The organism is Mesorhizobium sp. B2-4-13, from assembly GCF_006658535.1.
GTDB lineage: Bacteria > Pseudomonadota > Alphaproteobacteria > Rhizobiales > Rhizobiaceae > Mesorhizobium > Mesorhizobium australicum.
Genome location: NZ_VFVB01000004.1, coordinates 83,328 through 98,184, shown reverse-complemented (window position 1 = coordinate 98,184; position 14,857 = coordinate 83,328). Strand labels below are relative to the sequence as shown.

Annotated in this window: 13 protein-coding genes and 1 tRNA gene; 5 read left to right on the top strand and 9 right to left on the bottom strand. The window is 63.8% G+C overall.

The window, feature by feature from the left end; genetic code table 11:
* The first annotated feature begins 5 nt into the window (after positions 1–5).
* The 4 genes from FJ936_RS12400 to lipB all read left to right on the top strand — a co-directional run bounded on the left by FJ936_RS12400 (position 6) and on the right by lipB (position 3,265).
* On the top strand, positions 6–1,190 hold the full coding sequence (locus FJ936_RS12400) for a malate--CoA ligase subunit beta (RefSeq protein ID WP_015317364.1): 1,185 nt from the start codon (positions 6–8) through the stop codon (positions 1,188–1,190).
* 14 nt (positions 1,191–1,204) lie between these two features.
* A complete protein-coding gene (gene sucD / locus FJ936_RS12395; protein WP_015317363.1) occupies positions 1,205–2,104 on the top strand; it encodes a succinate--CoA ligase subunit alpha in 900 nt (299 codons plus the stop codon).
* A 189-nt stretch (positions 2,105–2,293) separates the two neighbouring features.
* Positions 2,294–2,378, top strand: a tRNA-Leu gene (locus tag FJ936_RS12390).
* A gap of 143 nt (positions 2,379–2,521) precedes the next feature.
* Complete coding sequence (gene lipB / locus FJ936_RS12385; RefSeq protein ID WP_141906616.1) at positions 2,522–3,265, top strand: lipoyl(octanoyl) transferase LipB; 744 nt, start codon at positions 2,522–2,524, stop codon at positions 3,263–3,265.
* Between the two features lie 20 nt (positions 3,266–3,285).
* Here lipB and FJ936_RS12380 read toward each other — a convergent pair whose 3' ends face one another.
* The 6 genes from FJ936_RS12380 to mce form a co-directional block, all read right to left on the bottom strand.
* The gene (locus FJ936_RS12380; protein WP_140615838.1) at positions 3,286–4,536 is read right to left on the bottom strand and encodes a site-2 protease family protein; all 1,251 of its coding nucleotides are present in this window, start codon (positions 4,534–4,536) and stop codon (positions 3,286–3,288) included.
* Positions 4,537–5,182: 646 nt separating this feature from the next.
* A complete protein-coding gene (locus FJ936_RS12375; protein WP_174361970.1) occupies positions 5,183–5,911 on the bottom strand; it encodes an ABC transporter ATP-binding protein in 729 nt (242 codons plus the stop codon).
* On the bottom strand, positions 5,863–7,149 hold the full coding sequence (locus FJ936_RS12370) for a lipoprotein-releasing ABC transporter permease subunit (protein WP_140788682.1): 1,287 nt from the start codon (positions 7,147–7,149) through the stop codon (positions 5,863–5,865). The genes FJ936_RS12375 and FJ936_RS12370 overlap by 49 nt, the downstream gene beginning before the upstream one ends.
* Entirely contained in the window at positions 7,146–8,474 is a 1,329-nt protein-coding gene (proS, locus tag FJ936_RS12365) for a proline--tRNA ligase (RefSeq protein WP_015317358.1), read from the bottom strand. Before proS ends, FJ936_RS12370 begins: the two co-directional genes overlap by 4 nt.
* 652 nt (positions 8,475–9,126) lie before the next feature.
* Positions 9,127–9,411, bottom strand: coding sequence for a DUF1467 family protein (locus FJ936_RS12360; RefSeq protein ID WP_023769792.1), 285 nt, complete (start codon positions 9,409–9,411; stop codon positions 9,127–9,129).
* Entirely contained in the window at positions 9,408–9,812 is a 405-nt protein-coding gene (gene mce, locus FJ936_RS12355) for a methylmalonyl-CoA epimerase (protein WP_015317355.1), read from the bottom strand. Before mce ends, FJ936_RS12360 begins: the two co-directional genes overlap by 4 nt.
* 126 nt (positions 9,813–9,938) lie before the next feature.
* On the opposite strand from mce, the gene FJ936_RS12350 reads away from it, so the two are divergent.
* Positions 9,939–10,829, top strand: coding sequence for an MBL fold metallo-hydrolase (locus tag FJ936_RS12350; protein ID WP_140615834.1), 891 nt, complete (start codon positions 9,939–9,941; stop codon positions 10,827–10,829).
* On the opposite strand, the gene FJ936_RS12345 is transcribed toward FJ936_RS12350, so the two are convergent.
* The 3 genes from FJ936_RS12345 to nuoN all read right to left on the bottom strand — a co-directional run bounded on the left by FJ936_RS12345 (position 10,819) and on the right by nuoN (position 14,843).
* Entirely contained in the window at positions 10,819–12,489 is a 1,671-nt protein-coding gene (locus FJ936_RS12345; protein ID WP_140615832.1) for a ribonuclease J, read from the bottom strand. The two genes, FJ936_RS12350 and FJ936_RS12345, sit on opposite strands and share 11 nt — an antisense overlap.
* A gap of 91 nt (positions 12,490–12,580) precedes the next feature.
* Positions 12,581–13,402, bottom strand: coding sequence for a biotin--[acetyl-CoA-carboxylase] ligase (locus FJ936_RS12340; RefSeq protein WP_140615830.1), 822 nt, complete (start codon positions 13,400–13,402; stop codon positions 12,581–12,583).
* A gap of 4 nt (positions 13,403–13,406) precedes the next feature.
* A complete protein-coding gene (gene nuoN / locus FJ936_RS12335; protein WP_140788684.1) occupies positions 13,407–14,843 on the bottom strand; it encodes an NADH-quinone oxidoreductase subunit NuoN in 1,437 nt (478 codons plus the stop codon).
* Positions 14,844–14,857: the final 14 nt, after the last annotated feature.

Here is a 14,857-nt window from a genome sequence, read left to right as displayed (position 1 = left end):
AAAGAATGGACATCCACGAATACCAAGCCAAGGAACTGCTCGCCCGGCATGGGATCCATGTGCCGCGTGGCGGCCTGGCCTACAGCCCCGAACAGGCGACCTACCGGGCGCGCGAGATCGGCGGCGGCAAATGGGTGCTGAAGGCGCAGGTTCATTCCGGCGCGCGCGGCAAGGCCGGCGGCATCAAGCTCTGCGCCAATGATGAGGAAATTTCCAGCGCCGCCGAAGCCATGCTCGGACGCAAGCTGGTGACGCACCAGACCGGCCCGCGTGGCAAGCTGATCTCGCGCCTCTATCTGGAGGAAGCCGTCGACATCGCGCAGGAGCTCTATCTCGGCTTCGTGCTCGACCGCAAGGAAGAGCGCGTCATGATCGTGGCCTCGGCCGCCGGCGGCATGGAGATCGAGGAGATAGCCGAGAAGGCACCCGATTCGATCATCCGCGCCACCGTCGATCCTGGCGTCGGCATGCAGCGCTTCCAGGCGCGCGAGATCGCCTTCGGGCTCGGGCTGGAGGACAGCCTGATCGGCAAGGCGACCGAGACCATCTTCAGCTGCTACCAGGTGTTCCGCGACTACGACGCCTCGATGCTGGAGATCAATCCGCTGGTGGTGACCCGTGACGGCAGCCTGGTGGCGCTCGACGCCAAGATGTCGTTCGATGAGAACGCGCTGTTCCGGCGGCCCGAAATCTCCGAATTGCGCGACAAGAGCCAGGAAGACCCGCGCGAAACCTTCGCCAGCGATCGCGGCCTCTCCTATGTCGGCCTCGACGGCAATATTGGCTGCATCATCAATGGCGCCGGGCTCGCCATGGCGACGATGGACATGATCAAGATCGCTGGCGGCGAGCCGGCCAACTTCCTCGACATCGGCGGCGGCGCTTCGCCCGAGCGGGTCGCGAAATCCTTCCGCGCCGTGCTCGGCGACAAGAATGTCGAGACCATCCTGGTCAACATCTTTGCCGGCATCAACCGTTGCGACTGGGTCGCCGAGGGCGTCATCAAGGCGATCCGCGAGGTCGGCGTCAACGTGCCGCTGGTGGTGCGGCTGTCCGGCACCAGGGCCGAGGAAGGGCGCAAGATCCTGGCCGATTCCGGCGAGGCGGTGATCGTCGCCGACACGCTCGCCGAAGCCGCCGAAAAAGCCGTCGCCGCCTGGCGCGTGGCCACCAACAAAAAAGCAGCCTGAGGGAGGACGGAAAAATGGCAATCCTGCTCAACCGCAGCACACGCGTCATCGTGCAAGGTTTCACCGGCAAGATCGGCAGCTTCCATGCCGAGGACATGAAGCGCTACGGCACCAAGCTCGTCGGCGGCGTCACGCCCGGCAAGGGCGGCCAGACGCATCTCGGCCTGCCCGTCTTCAACACGGTCAAGGGCGCGGTGCGCGAGACCCGTGCCGAAGCTAGCATCGTCTTCGTGCCGCCGCCCTTTGCAGCCGATTCGATCATGGAGGCGGCGGATGCGGGGATAAAGCTCTGCGTCTGCATCACCGACGGCATCCCCTCGCAGGACATGATGCAGGTCAAGCGCTACATGCGCCGCTACCGCTTCGAGGACCGCATGCGGCTGGTCGGGCCGAATTGCGCCGGCATCATCACGCCGGGACAGGCGCTGATGGGCATCATGCCCGGCTCGATCTACCTGCCCGGCCGCATCGGCATCGTCGGCCGTTCGGGAACGCTGGGCTATGAAGCCGCCTCGCAGATGAAGGCGCTCGGCATCGGCGTGTCGACCAGCGTCGGCATTGGCGGCGATCCGATCAACGGCTCCTCCTTCAAGGACGTTCTGAAGCTGTTCGAGCAGGACGACGAGACCGACGCCGTGGTCATGATCGGCGAGATCGGCGGACCGCAGGAAGCCGAAGCCGCGATCTGGGCGCGCGACAATATGAGGAAGCCGCTGATCGCCTACATCGCCGGCCTGTCCGCCCCCAAAGGCCGCCGCATGGGTCATGCCGGCGCCATCATCTCGGCCTTCGGCGAGTCCGCGCAGGAAAAGGTCGAGATCCTGAAAGAGGCCGGCGTCATCATCGTGCCGACGCCGTCATCGTTTGGCGAGGTTGTGGCAGATACGCTGGCGCGGAGGAAGCAGGCGGCGTAGCCGCAGGTTCGGGCGAAAGACGGACGCGGCGACGCAGTCTCCAAGACGCGCCGCCGCCTTCGTTTCCGGGCGCGCAAAGCGATTGATCCGTTATAGCCATTCCCAGCGATTAAATACTCGTGGCGCACTTGTTTCGCTGGAAACGATTTGCTACACGCCGCGAGCCGGTCGGTTCCGGCTCTACCACGTGCGGTCGTGGCGGAATTGGTAGACGCGCAGCGTTGAGGTCGCTGTGGGGCAACCCGTGGAAGTTCGAGTCTTCTCGACCGCACCAAATCATCCTGACGACACAGCTGCGAATTGAACCAGCAAGCACTCATTGTCTTGCCGGCGCGTCGGATGCTCGGCGCCCAAGCGCACGGCGAACTGGACGTTTCCGCCTGATGTCGCCATATGGAAGGCGACAAGAGAGACGCCATGCCAGAACGCAGCCAGATTGCCACGTCGTTCCTGCCCTTGCCCGGTTCGGCCCCGGTGGAATGGCTGGTCGCGCCGGGCCTTGTCGCCTATCCCGATGCGCTTGCGTTCATGGAGACGCGCGCCGAGGCGATCCGCGGCGGGGCTGCCGGCGAAATGGTCTGGCTGGTCGAACATCCGCCGCTCTACACCGCCGGCACCAGCGCCCGCATCGAGGACCTGATCGAACCCGATCGCTTTCCGGTCTTTGCGGCCGGACGCGGCGGCGAATACACTTATCATGGGCCAGGCCAGCGGGTCGCCTATGTCATGCTCGACCTGAAGCGCCGGCGCGAGGACGTGCGCGCCTTCGTCGCGGCGCTCGAACAGTGGATCATCGGCACGCTCGCCGCCTTCAACGTGCGCGGCGAACGCCGCGAGGACCGGGTTGGTGTCTGGGTGGTACGGCCAGATCGCCCTGCTTTGCCCGACGGCTCACCTGCCGAGGACAAGATCGCGGCAATCGGCATAAGGCTGCGGCGCTGGGTGACCTTCCATGGCATTGCCATCAATGTCGAGCCGGACCTTTCCCATTTCGGCGGCATCGTGCCCTGCGGCGTCCAGGATCACGGCGTCACTAGCCTCGTCGACCTCGGCCTGCCCCTCGGCATGGCCGATCTGGATCTGGCGCTGAAATCAGCCTTCGAGGATGTTTTTGGTCCCGTGGCGGCTTTGCCGGCCGAGGCTGCCCGCAAGACGGGTTGATCCTTTCGGGCCCAACCAGCTCAGAGCAACTGCCCTGACGCCCACAACACGCCGCAGCCGTGGATGGCGAACACCGCCAGCAAGGCCCCGGCGATGACCAAACGGTCGACAGTGCCGATCGGCTCCAGTTCGTGGCGTGGCTTCACCCCGCTGCCGACGGTGAGCAGGCTTAGGATCGAAAAGACCGCACCGGCCGCGAGCAGGAAGCCCAGGGAAAAACCGGCCCGCCAGCCAAGCGCCAGAAACGCCGAAAGCAGCGAGAAGGACGCCAGCGCCAGCACGACCGGCCCCGGGCAGATCTGGCGCAGCACCTGGCCACCGTCGAACTTCCACACCGGCACCAGATTGGCGATGTTGAACAGGGCAGCGCAGCCTGCGAGTGCGGCGAGTAGCGCGGCAGCCGCCTTGTGACCCTCGCCGCCGGCAAGCACGCTGGCGGCGATGACGATCGGCACCAGGAAGGCGGAGAACCCCGCCCCCATCAACGCCACGAAGGCCACTTCGAAACGGCTGTTATAGGGCCGGCCGCCAATGGCGATGCCGCCAAGCAGCGGGATGAAGATCATCCGCGCCCTGCGATGGCCCGTCAGCCGGAACGCCGCCATGTGGCCGAGTTCGTGCAGCGCCACCACCGACGTCAGGATCGCGGCCAGCGCCAGCCCGCCGAGGTGAAGCCCGAAGAACGGCCACAGCATCAATGCCGACAGCACGGCAAAGCCGACCTGGCTCAGCGGATGCTCGAACCAGCCACCCTTGCGATACTGCCCGGTCCTTGCCCAACGCTGCAGCTTGGAGAGCTCGCGGCGCATGGCGAAATAGCGAAACACCAGGAAAGCCACGCCGCGGTACCGGTCGGTCCGGCTGAGCGTCACGCGCGTGCCGCTTCCCTCCGAAACCAGTTCGGCGGTCTCGCCATAGTCCTTCCAGAACGAGCTATCGAGCGCGGTGTCCTCGATCACCCGCATCGAGAAGCGGTTGCCCTCGACGACATCTTCAAACCGCGCCCTGCGCTCTATCGGCTTGCCATCGCGGCCTTCCCAAGAGAGCGTGATGCGGGCGACGCCCTCTTCGTCCAGCGGCTGCGCCGACAGGATCTCGCCGGACCAGCCGGCATCGCTGCCGAGCGGCCACAGCGCCTGCCACAGGCGCTGCCGGTCCATCGCCACGATGCGGCTCGACCTGACCGTGCGCAAACCAAGCGGCACGGTCATCAGGAGAAAGATCAGCCCGAGATTGCTGGCCACGAGAATGGCCGTGACGATAGGCGACACCTGGACGTTGCTCCCTGCCTTGGAGCCGCACCCTAACTTTGCTGCGGCAAGAAAAGCTTAACGGCGGGGCGGCATTGGCATCGAGAAACAGCGACGGCCGACGCCGCCAGATCACATGGCTCCGATCCAGATCGCCATGGAGACAAGAAACGCGCTCATGCAAACCAGCGAGATGACATCCTGAACCAGATCGGTCATAACTCTCTCCTGTTGTTGATATGTTTCTAATTTGTTCTAATTTTGTTCCATTGTCAACCGCTGGGAGGTATGGCCATGGGCGGGGAACTGTGCACGGTTAGCGAAACGTTAATTGGTCGCTAAGAGAGGGAGTTGGAAGCTTGCCAAGGTAGGCTTCAGCCCGGGAAGAACAAATTAGCGAGCGCTTGTATTAAATTTTGGCTGAGCCGAAAATGCCTGGGCCTGAGGCATTGCTGAGCGATCGACATGGGGAAATACGGAGGCGCAAATCAAGGTGAACGCTGGCGAAAGCGTATGCGACAAGGTCGCCGGCGGCGCCTCTCTCGCAATCTCGTAATTTGGTTGGCCATCCTGGCGACGAGCGCGATATCGTCCACTCTGATCGCAATGAGCGCTCACTGGCGGTTCTAAGCTACCCCGCGCGGTACACGTCGGGTGAGAATCGTCCTTAGAGCGGCACCACCTTGCCGTCGGCCAACGTGACGCGCCGGTCCATGCGCGATGCAAGCTCGTGATTGTGGGTGGCGATCAGCGCCGCGAGGCCCGATTGCCGCACCAGTGCCTCCAGCGCCTCGAACACGTAGGAGGCTGTGACCGGGTCGAGGTTGCCGGTGGGCTCGTCGGCGAGCAGCACCAGCGGCGCATTGGCGACCGCACGCGCGATGGCGACGCGCTGCTGCTCGCCGCCGGAAAGCTCCGACGGCCGGTGCGACGCCCGTTTGCCGATCTGCATGTAGTCGAGCAGTTGCGCCGCTCGCTCGGACGCTTCCTTGCGCGGCAGGCCCTTGATGAGCTGCGGCATCATGATGTTTTCCAGCGCGGAAAACTCCGGCAGCAAATGATGGAACTGATAGACGAAGCCGACATCGTTGCGGCGGATCGAGGTGCGCTCGTCGTCGGACAGCCGGCCACAGGCGCGTCCGGACAGGATCACGTCGCCGGCATCCGGCCGCTCCAACAGCCCGGCCGTATGCAGTAGCGTCGATTTGCCGGTGCCCGACGGGGCCACCAGCGCCACCATTTCACCGCGCCGCAGCGCGAAATCGGCGCCGTTCAGGATGGTGAGCTTGCGCGGCCCCTGGACGTAGTGCCGTTCGACGCTCTTCAGCTCGATAATGACTTCGGCCACTACTCGTACCTCAAGGCTTCGACCGGATCGAGGCGGGCCGCCCGCCATGCCGGAAACACCGTAGCCAGGAAGGACAGCGCAAGCGCCATGATGATGACATAGGTCGTCTCGCGCGGATCCATCTTGGCCGGCAACTGGCTGAGGAAATAGAGCTCGGGGTTGAACAGCACCTTGCCGGTCATCCAGGAGAAGAACTGGCGGATCGATTCGATATTGGTGCAGATCACGACGCCGAGCAGCACGCCGGCGAGCGTGCCCGTCACGCCGATCGCCGCCCCAGTCATCAGGAAGATGCGCAGGATGGCGCCGCGCGAGGCGCCCATGGTGCGCAGGATGGCGATGTCATGCCCCTTGTCCTTCACCAGCATGATCAGTCCGGAAATGATGTTGAGCGCCGCCACCAGCACGATCAGCGTCAGGATCATGAACATGACGTTGCGTTCGACCTGCAGAGCCGAAAAGAAGGTCTCGTTGCGCTGGCGCCAGTCGACCATGTCGATCGGCCGCTGCGCCGCCGCTTCCACCTTGGGTTTCAGCGCGTCGACATCGTCGGGATTGTCGACATAGATCTCGATCGTCTGCGCCCGGCCGTCCATGTTGAAGTAGAGCTGCGCTTCGGAGAACGGCATATAGACGATCGACGTGTCATATTCGGACATGCCGACCTCGAAGATCGCCGCGATCTTGTAGCCCTTCATGCGCGGCGTGGTGCCGAGCGGCGTCACATCCCCGTCCGGCGAGATCAAGGTAATCGTATCGCCGAGCGTCAGGCCGAGATTCTCGGCCATGCGCTTGCCGATGGCGACACCCTCGCCGGTATCGAAATCGGCGAGCGTGCCTTGCTTGATGTTGCTGGCCACGATGGCGATCTTGCCGAGATCCTCACCCCGGATGCCGCGCACCAGCGCGCCGGTGCCGCCGCCGACATTGCCTTGCGCGAGCACCTGGCCGTCGATCAGCGGGATGGCGTATTTGACCCCGGGTACGCCGTTGATGCGCCTGGCGACCTGGGCATAGTCCTCAAGCGGCGAATCGAGCGGCTGCACGATCAGATGGCCGTTGACGCCGAGGATGCGCGTCAAAAGCTCGGCGCGGAACCCGTTCATCACCGCCATGACCACGATCAGCGTGGCGACGCCCAGCATGATGCCGAGAAAAGAGATCGAGGCGATCACCGAGATCACCGTCTCCTTGCGCCGCGAACGCAAATAGCGCCAGGCGACCGTGCGCTCGAAGATGGAAAAAGGGCCGGCGCCCGCCGATCGCGCTGCCGCCGCCTCGCTCATGCGGCGGCACCGAAGTGTTTGGCCGCGTCGGCGATCGGCAGCGTCACGCGCTCGCCGGTCTTGCGATTCTTGATCTCGACCTCGCCGGCGGCGACACCGCGCGGCCCGACGATCACTTGCCAGGGCAGGCCGATCAGGTCGGCGGTGGCGAATTTGCCGCCCGGCCGCTGGTCGGTATCGTCGTAGAGCACATCCTTGCCGGCGGCGGTGAAGGCGGCGTTGAGTTCGTCGCAGACGCGATCGCAGTCGGCATCGCCCGCCTTCATGTTGATCAGGCCGATATCGAACGGCGCCACCGCTTCCGGCCAGATGATGCCGTTCTCGTCATGGCTGGCCTCGATGATCGCCGCGACCAGCCGCGACGGGCCGATACCGTAGGAGCCGCCCGAGGCGAAATGATCCTTGCCGTCGGGCCCCGTCACCTTGGCCCCCATCGGCTTGGAATATTTCTCGCCGAAGTGGAAGATATGGCCTACCTCGATGCCGCGCGCCGAGACCCGGTCGCCAGTCGGAACCTTCTCCCAGGCCGCCTCGTCATGCATCTCGTCGGTGGCGGCGTAAGGCGTCGTCCACGTCTTGACGATATCTGCTATCTCGCCGTCATTGGCGAAGTCGGTGTTCGCGCCGGGCACGGCAAGCGACAAGTAATCGCGATGGCAGAAGACCTGGCTTTCACCAGTGTCGGCCAGGATGATGAACTCGTGGCTGAGATCGCCGCCGATCGGACCGGTGTCGGCCCGCATCGGAATGGCCTGCAGGCCCATGCGCGTGAAGGTCCTGAGATAGGACACGAACATCCGGTTGTAGGCGGCTCTCGCGCCTTCGAAGTCGAGATCGAAGGAATAGGCGTCCTTCATCAGGAATTCGCGCGAGCGCATGACGCCGAAGCGCGGCCGCACCTCGTCACGGAACTTCCACTGTATGTGGTATAGGTTGAGCGGCAAGTCCTTGTAGGATTTGACGTAAGCGCGAAAAATCTCGGTGACCATTTCCTCGTTGGTCGGACCGTAGAGCATGTCGCGGTCTTGCCGGTCCTTGATGCGCAGCATCTCCTTGCCGTAGTCGTTGTAACGGCCGCTCTCGCGCCACAGATCGGCCGACTGGATGGTCGGCATCAGGATCTCCAGCGCACCGGCGCGGTTCTGCTCCTCGCGGATGATCTTGCAGACCTTGTCCAGCACCCGTTTGCCCAGCGGCAGCCAGGAAAAACTGCCTTGCCCCTGCTGGCGGATCATGCCGGCGCGCAGCATCAGCCGATGCGAGACGATTTCGGCCTCGCGCGGGTTTTCTTTGAGGATAGGCAGGAAATAGCGCGACAAACGCATGGACAGGTCCGTGAATGAGAATGGCCACGCCAGAATCGGCGCGGCGCAGGCTTGCTTGCCCCGGCTTCATAGCGATTTCATGACCGAATGGAAACCCGGCCGTCCCACCACGTAGGTCCCTTCCGAGCCCGAATCCCTCGCTTCCGGATCGACCCGCGCCGACAATGGAACGCACCGAACCTCTTCGGGTTTGGCCGTCAATTCTTTGCGCGCGTCAATTGCGAACATGCCGCAAAGGCTCTGTCGACCCTGACTGGACGTTTCAAAAGCAAAGCCTGCCGCACTATTGTGCAGTGCAGCACGAGATTGCCCGTTTCAAGGCAAAATTCTTCGTGACATTTTCATTTCCGTTGGGCTAATGTGCCCCGATAACCGAGAGGGCAGAAAAAAATCTGCTCTCCTACGCGGTCAAAGTCTTGGGAGGATGCGATCTAGGCGCGGTTACTCGCTGCCGCCGGATACCGGAAACAGATCGGACGCGTTTAATTGCAAGGCCTTGTGCCTTGCATTTTTTTTGTGCAATCATCTGGTTAGCGCCGCGAATTGGCAGGCTACATGACCTTGCGTCAGCAGCCAGTAGCCGCCGTACAGGGCGGCATCTCAATCCCATCCGCAGCGCTCCGACCTTATCGGAGCACCCTTGCCGCCACGTCTATTTCCCTGGTGTCGGGCTGAAATCCGGCACGATGTGCGGGATGTCGTTGAGGCTGTATCCCAGCCCGTGCGTCAGGCCGTAGAAAATGCCCATCAGGACCGCCGTTGCGATGGTGGTGCGGATCACGGCACGCAGCATATGCGGCCCGCGCGGCGCGCTCGGCACCGTGCCCAGCGTCACGTCGTGATCGTCGTCCTGCGTTCTGACGCTGAACGGCAGGACGGCAAACAGCACCACCCACCAGGTCGCGAAAAACAGCGCGGTGAACGAGACCCAGCTCATGATTGCTCCAGTTCGATCAGCGTGCCGAAGAAATCCTTCGGATGCAGGAACAGCACCGGCTTGCCGTGCGCGCCTGGTTTGGGATTGCCGTCACCAAGCACCCGGGCGCCGGCGGCCTTGAGCTGGTCGCGCGCGGCCAGGATGTCGTCGACCTCGTAGCAGAGATGATGCATGCCGCCCGACGGGTTCTTCTCGAGGAATGCCGCGATTGGGGAGCCCTCGCCAAGCGGCTCCAGCAACTCGACCTTGGTGTTGCCGACATCGACGAACACCACGGTGACGCCATGCTCCGGCAACGCCTGCGGCTCGGTCACTTCGGCGCCGAGCGTGTTGCGGTAAGCTGCAACGGCGGCGGTCAAATCCGGCACCGCAAGCGCGACATGGTTCAGCCGTCCGAGCATGTCCGAGCTTTTTCTCCCAGGTCCAACGACTGGCGTCATACGTCAAATCAGCCGAGATCAACAGCCTTTCGCGAGGAGCGCACTGTCGCACCTGTTGCAACCGGCAGCCACAAAGTACAAAGGCCAATGTCCGGAATCAGCCCTGCCCGCCCCCGCGTTTTCACCTTCGATCTCGGGTCGTTCAAAATTGCCGCTCTGCTCGATGCCGTCGATGTCAGAGACGGGCTTGCATCGGCCTTCGCGGCCGGACAGCCGCCGGCGGCCGTGCTCGAACTCGCGGTTTCGAACTTCATCGACCAGGATCGCTACGAGCATTGCTTCATCCCGACGCTGATCGATACCGGTTCCGAAAAGATCCTGTTCGACACTGGCTGCGGAGATGAACACAGTTCACTCCTGGAGTGTTTGCAAGCCCTTGGGCTCGGCCCTGATGACATCGATGTGGTGGTCATCACCCACGGGCACCCGGACCACATTGGCGGGCTTGTCCGGAATGGCGCATCCGTTTTCAGCCGCGCACGCCTGGTATTCGGCGCAGCGGAATTCGCGTTCTGGACCGAAGGAAATGCGGTGCGTCCGGCCAGGTTGGCCAATCGTGATCTCTTTAGGCGCATTTGCACCGGCTTGGCCGACCGCGCGACGTTCATAGCGCCTGGAGACGAAGTGGTGCCGGGCATCACTGCCATCGACGCGGCCGGTCACTCCGCCGGGCTTTTGGCCTTCCTTGTCGAAAGCGACGGACAGCAATTGCTGATCTGGTCGGACGCTTTCCTGCACTATGTCGTGGCGATCCAGCGTCCGCAATGGCATGCCGATTTCGACGACGACAAGGAAAAGGCGATCGAGACCCGCAAGCGGCTGCTCGGCATGGCTGCCGAGCGGCGCCTGCTCGTCGCCGGCCACCACATGCCGTTTCCGGGTCTGGGCTATGTCGAGCGGACAGACCATTCCTTTCGCTGGATTCCGGTCAGCTATCAGCTGAACATCCGAGCACCCGACGCCTCCGTCACCGGGTGACGAAAACCGTCACCAGCGGTTTCTTGCCCCACGCTTCGTTGGCCGCGCCGCGCACTGCGCGCCGCACCGCCTCCTGCACCAGGTCGAGGTCCTTGCGGCGCTGGCGGGGGATCGAATCGACCGCACCGACGGCCGCATCGATCATCAGGTCCTCGAGCATCTCGCCACGGGCGTCGGTTTCGGCGACGCCAATGGCGACCAGGTCGGGATCGCCGGCCAGCTCGTACTTGTCATCAAGCACGACATTGACCGCGACGTGACCGGCAAAGGACAGCTTGCGCCTGTCGCGAATACCCATCGCCTGATCGGTGCCGATCAGATTGCCGTCCTTGTAGACGCGGCCGAACGGCACCTGGTCGATGATCGTGGCGGGACCGGGAGCGAGCCGCAGCATGTCGCCGTCGCGCACCTGCGCCACCTGGCCGATGCCGGAGGTGGACATCAGCGAGCCCTGCGCCACCAGATGCGCCGCCTCGCCATGCACGGGAACGCCGATTTGCGGACGCACCCATTCATACATCTTGCGCAGTTCGCTGCGGCGGGGGTGGCCAGAGACATGCACCAGCGCATCGCCGTCCTCGATGATCTTGATGCCGAGATCGATGAGGCGGTTCTTGATCTCGAGGATCGCCTTCTCGTTGCCGGGAATGGTGCGCGAGGAAAACACCACCGTGTCGCCCGCCGTCAGCGACACCGATTTCATCTCGTCGCGCGACAGCTTGGCAAGTGCCGCCAACGGCTCGCCCTGGCTGCCGGTGCAGATGATGACCAGGTTCTCGCGCGGGATGAAGCCGAAATCCTCCTCGGCGATGAACTCCGGCAGGCCGTCCATGTAGCCAAGTTCGCCGGCCACATCGATGACGCGCTTCAACGAGCGGCCGAGCACAAGGCACTGGCGGCCGGCATCGCGCGCTGCCCTGGCGATGGAAACGATGCGTCCGACATTGGAGGAGAAGGTGGTGACGGCGACGCGGCCCTTGGCCGCCTGGATGACGCCTTTCAGGCCCTCGCCCACGGCCACTTCCGAAGGCGACTCGCCTTCGCGCAGCGCATTGGTCGAATCGCAGATCAGCGCCAGCACGCCCTTGTCGCCATAGGCGCGGAACCGCGCCTCGTCGGTCTTGGGACCGATCGTCGGCTCCGGATCGATCTTCCAGTCGCCGGTGTGGATGACGGTGCCGGCCGGCGAGGTGATCGCCAGCGACATGGGTTCGGGAATGGAGTGTGCAACCGGAATGGCTTCGATCTCGAAGGGGCCCACCGTGAACTTTTCGCCCGCCCGGTAGATTGTCAGCGGGATCTTCGGCGCGCCCTGCTCGCCCTGACGCTTGGCTTCCAGCAGCCCGGCGCTGAACGGCGTCATCCAGACCGGCGCCTTCAGCTTCGGCCAGATGTCGAGCAGCGCGCCGTAGTGGTCCTCATGCGCGTGGGTGATGATGATGCCGCGCAGATTGGCGAGGTTCTCCTCGATGAAGCGCGTATCGGGCAGGATCAGGTCGACGCCCGGATGCGCCGCGTCGGGAAAGGTGACGCCGACATCGATGATAATCCATTCGCGCGCGCTCGGCGGGCCATAGCCGTAGAGGGCGAAGTTCATGCCGATCTCGCCGACGCCGCCGAGCGGCACGAAGACGAGTTCGGCGTTGTCCGCTTTCGCCATGATTTTTTCCTTCCTGACCCTCGGGCCAAGCCGTTAAAGCAATTCCAGCAAGTGCCTACCGGTTTTCCGTCCGGAATTGCCCAAAAACAAATTATATCCGCGCGGACGCCACCGCGCCGAAATGCACATCGCCGGCGGCGACCGTCAGAACAGACCCGTCATCGTCGCGGATCACGAAACGGCAGTCCTCGTCAATGGTCTCGAACACGCCACGCACCACATTACCGTCAATTCTGACAGCAACCTCGCCGCCAAGGCCCGCCGCGCGGGCCAGCCAACGCTTCCTGATGGCGGCAAGGCCACGTCCTTCGTCCCACAGGCGGGCATTCTCGCTCCAGGCATCCGACAGCGCCAGAAACAGCGTTTCGGCATCGCAAGCCGCGCCCAACGCATGGAGTGATGTCGCGGGATAAGGCAAATCCCGCGGGTGCGCCACCACATTGACCCCGATGCCCACCGCCACCGCGAAGCGGCTACCGTCAAGCATCGCCGACTCCAGCAGGATGCCGGCCAGCTTGGCGCCGGAGGCGAGCACATCGTTTGGCCATTTCAGCTCGAAACGGTTCTGTCCCTGGCTCGCTCCGTCGAGGCCTATCGCGATGCGGCCCTTCGGCACCACCGCGTCGAGCGCGTCGGCCAGCGCCAGCCCCGCGACGAAGCCGAGCGTCGCGGCAAGGCGCAGTTCGCCGCCGGTGATGAGGAGCAGCGTCGCCGCCAGATTGCCTTCCGGCGTTGCCCAGGCACGGCCACGCCGCCCGCGCCCGCTTTCCTGCTTCTTGGAAACGACCCAGAGCTTGCCCGGGTCGCCCGCCCGGGCATGGTCCAGCGCCAGCGCGTTGGTGGAGCCGACACTGTCATGCGCCTCGAGCCGGAACCCTTCCGACGCCGAGGTTGGAGCCAGCCGAAATGCCATCCCGTCAGAAAAATGTCTTGGCGGCGGCTTCGGCATAGGTGCCGATCGGCCCGCCGATCAGCACGTAGAACAGCACGAAGGCGCCACTGACGCCGAGCACGACACGCAACTCGCTGGCCATCGGCACGAAGCCGCCGACCGGCTCATCGAACCACATGATCTTGATGATGCGCAGGTAGTAGTAAGCGCCAACCACGGAAGCGAGCACGCCGATGATTGCCAGCGCATAGAGATTGGCGTTGATGGCGGCGAGGAAGACGTACCACTTCCCCCAGAAGCCGGCGAGCGGCGGAATGCCGGCCAGCGAGAACATCAGGATGGTCAGGATCGTCGCCATGATAGGGTTGGTCGACGAGAGGCCGGCGAGATCGCTGATCTGCTCGACATTGCCTTCCTTGCGCCGCATGGCGAGGATGAAGGCGAAGGTGCCGAGCGTCATCACCAGGTAGATCAGCATGTAGATGGCGACGCCGCGCACGCCGGCCTGGCTATTGGCGGCAAGGCCGACCAGCGCGTAGCCCATATGGCCGATCGAGGAATAGGCCATCAGCCGCTTGATGTTGGTCTGGCCGATCGCGGCGAAGGAGCCAAGCGCCATCGAGGCGATCGAGATGAAGACGATGATCTGCTGCCAGTCGGAAGCGATCGGCTTGAACGCACCCATGGTGACGCGCACGATCAGCGCCATCGCCGCCATTTTCGGCGCTGCCGCCAGGAAGGCCGTCACCGGTGTCGGTGCGCCCTCATAGACGTCTGGCGTCCACATGTGGAACGGCACCGCCGATATCTTGAAGGCAAGCCCGGCCAGCACGAAGACGAGGCCGACGACAAGGCCAAGCTGGCGCTCGCCGCCGCCCAGCGCCGTGGCGATCTCCTGGAAGCCGGTGTTGCCGGTATAGCCGTAGACCAGGCTGATGCCGTAGAGCAGCATGCCAGACGACAGCGCGCCGAGGACGAAATATTTCAGGCCCGCTTCGGTCGAACGCAGATTGTCGCGATTGATCGCCGCCAGCACATAGATCGCGAGCGACTGCAGTTCGAGGCCGAGATAGAGACCGATCATGCCGTTGGCCGAGATCATCAGCATCATGCCGAGCGTGCAAAGCAGGATCAGCACCGGATATTCGAACTTGTCGAAACGCTCCGCCTTGGCAAAGCGCATCGACATGGTCAGCGTCACCGCCGAGCCGATCAACGCCAGCACCTTCATGAAGCGGGCGAAGGAATCCTGGATGAAGGCATTGCCATAGGCGCTGCCCTGCCCTGCGTGGAAGATCAGCCAGGCGCCTGCGATCACCAGCACGGCGACCGCAAGGCCGGTCACCGTATTGGCGGTGTTGGAACGCGAATAGGCCCCGACCATCAGCAGCGCGAGCGCGCCGATGGCAAGGATCAGCTCGGGCGTCGAGAGCGACAGGCTGGAGAGAAGGTCCGGCGTCATGGTTCGCAAAACCC

Bases quoted from the DNA above. Each gene is read 5' to 3' on its own strand.
- FJ936_RS12400 (WP_015317364.1), top strand. From the start codon at position 6: ATGGACATCCACGAATACCAAGCCAAGGAACTGCTCGCCCGGCATGGG.
- FJ936_RS12340 (WP_140615830.1), bottom strand. From the start codon at position 13,402: ATGGCATTTCGGCTGGCTCCAACCTCGGCGTCGGAAGGGTTCCGGCTC.
- FJ936_RS12360 (WP_023769792.1), bottom strand. From the start codon at position 9,411: ATGAGCTGGGTCTCGTTCACCGCGCTGTTTTTCGCGACCTGGTGGGTG.
- proS (WP_015317358.1), bottom strand. From the start codon at position 8,474: ATGCGTTTGTCGCGCTATTTCCTGCCTATCCTCAAAGAAAACCCGCGC.
- lipB (WP_141906616.1), top strand. From the start codon at position 2,522: ATGCCAGAACGCAGCCAGATTGCCACGTCGTTCCTGCCCTTGCCCGGT.
- FJ936_RS12350 (WP_140615834.1), top strand. From the start codon at position 9,939: ATGTCCGGAATCAGCCCTGCCCGCCCCCGCGTTTTCACCTTCGATCTC.
- FJ936_RS12370 (WP_140788682.1), bottom strand. From the start codon at position 7,149: ATGAGCGAGGCGGCGGCAGCGCGATCGGCGGGCGCCGGCCCTTTTTCC.
- FJ936_RS12375 (WP_174361970.1), bottom strand. From the start codon at position 5,911: ATGGCGGGCGGCCCGCCTCGATCCGGTCGAAGCCTTGAGGTACGAGTA.
- FJ936_RS12345 (WP_140615832.1), bottom strand. From the start codon at position 12,489: ATGGCGAAAGCGGACAACGCCGAACTCGTCTTCGTGCCGCTCGGCGGC.
- mce (WP_015317355.1), bottom strand. From the start codon at position 9,812: ATGCTCGGACGGCTGAACCATGTCGCGCTTGCGGTGCCGGATTTGACC.
- sucD (WP_015317363.1), top strand. From the start codon at position 1,205: ATGGCAATCCTGCTCAACCGCAGCACACGCGTCATCGTGCAAGGTTTC.
- nuoN (WP_140788684.1), bottom strand. From the start codon at position 14,843: ATGACGCCGGACCTTCTCTCCAGCCTGTCGCTCTCGACGCCCGAGCTG.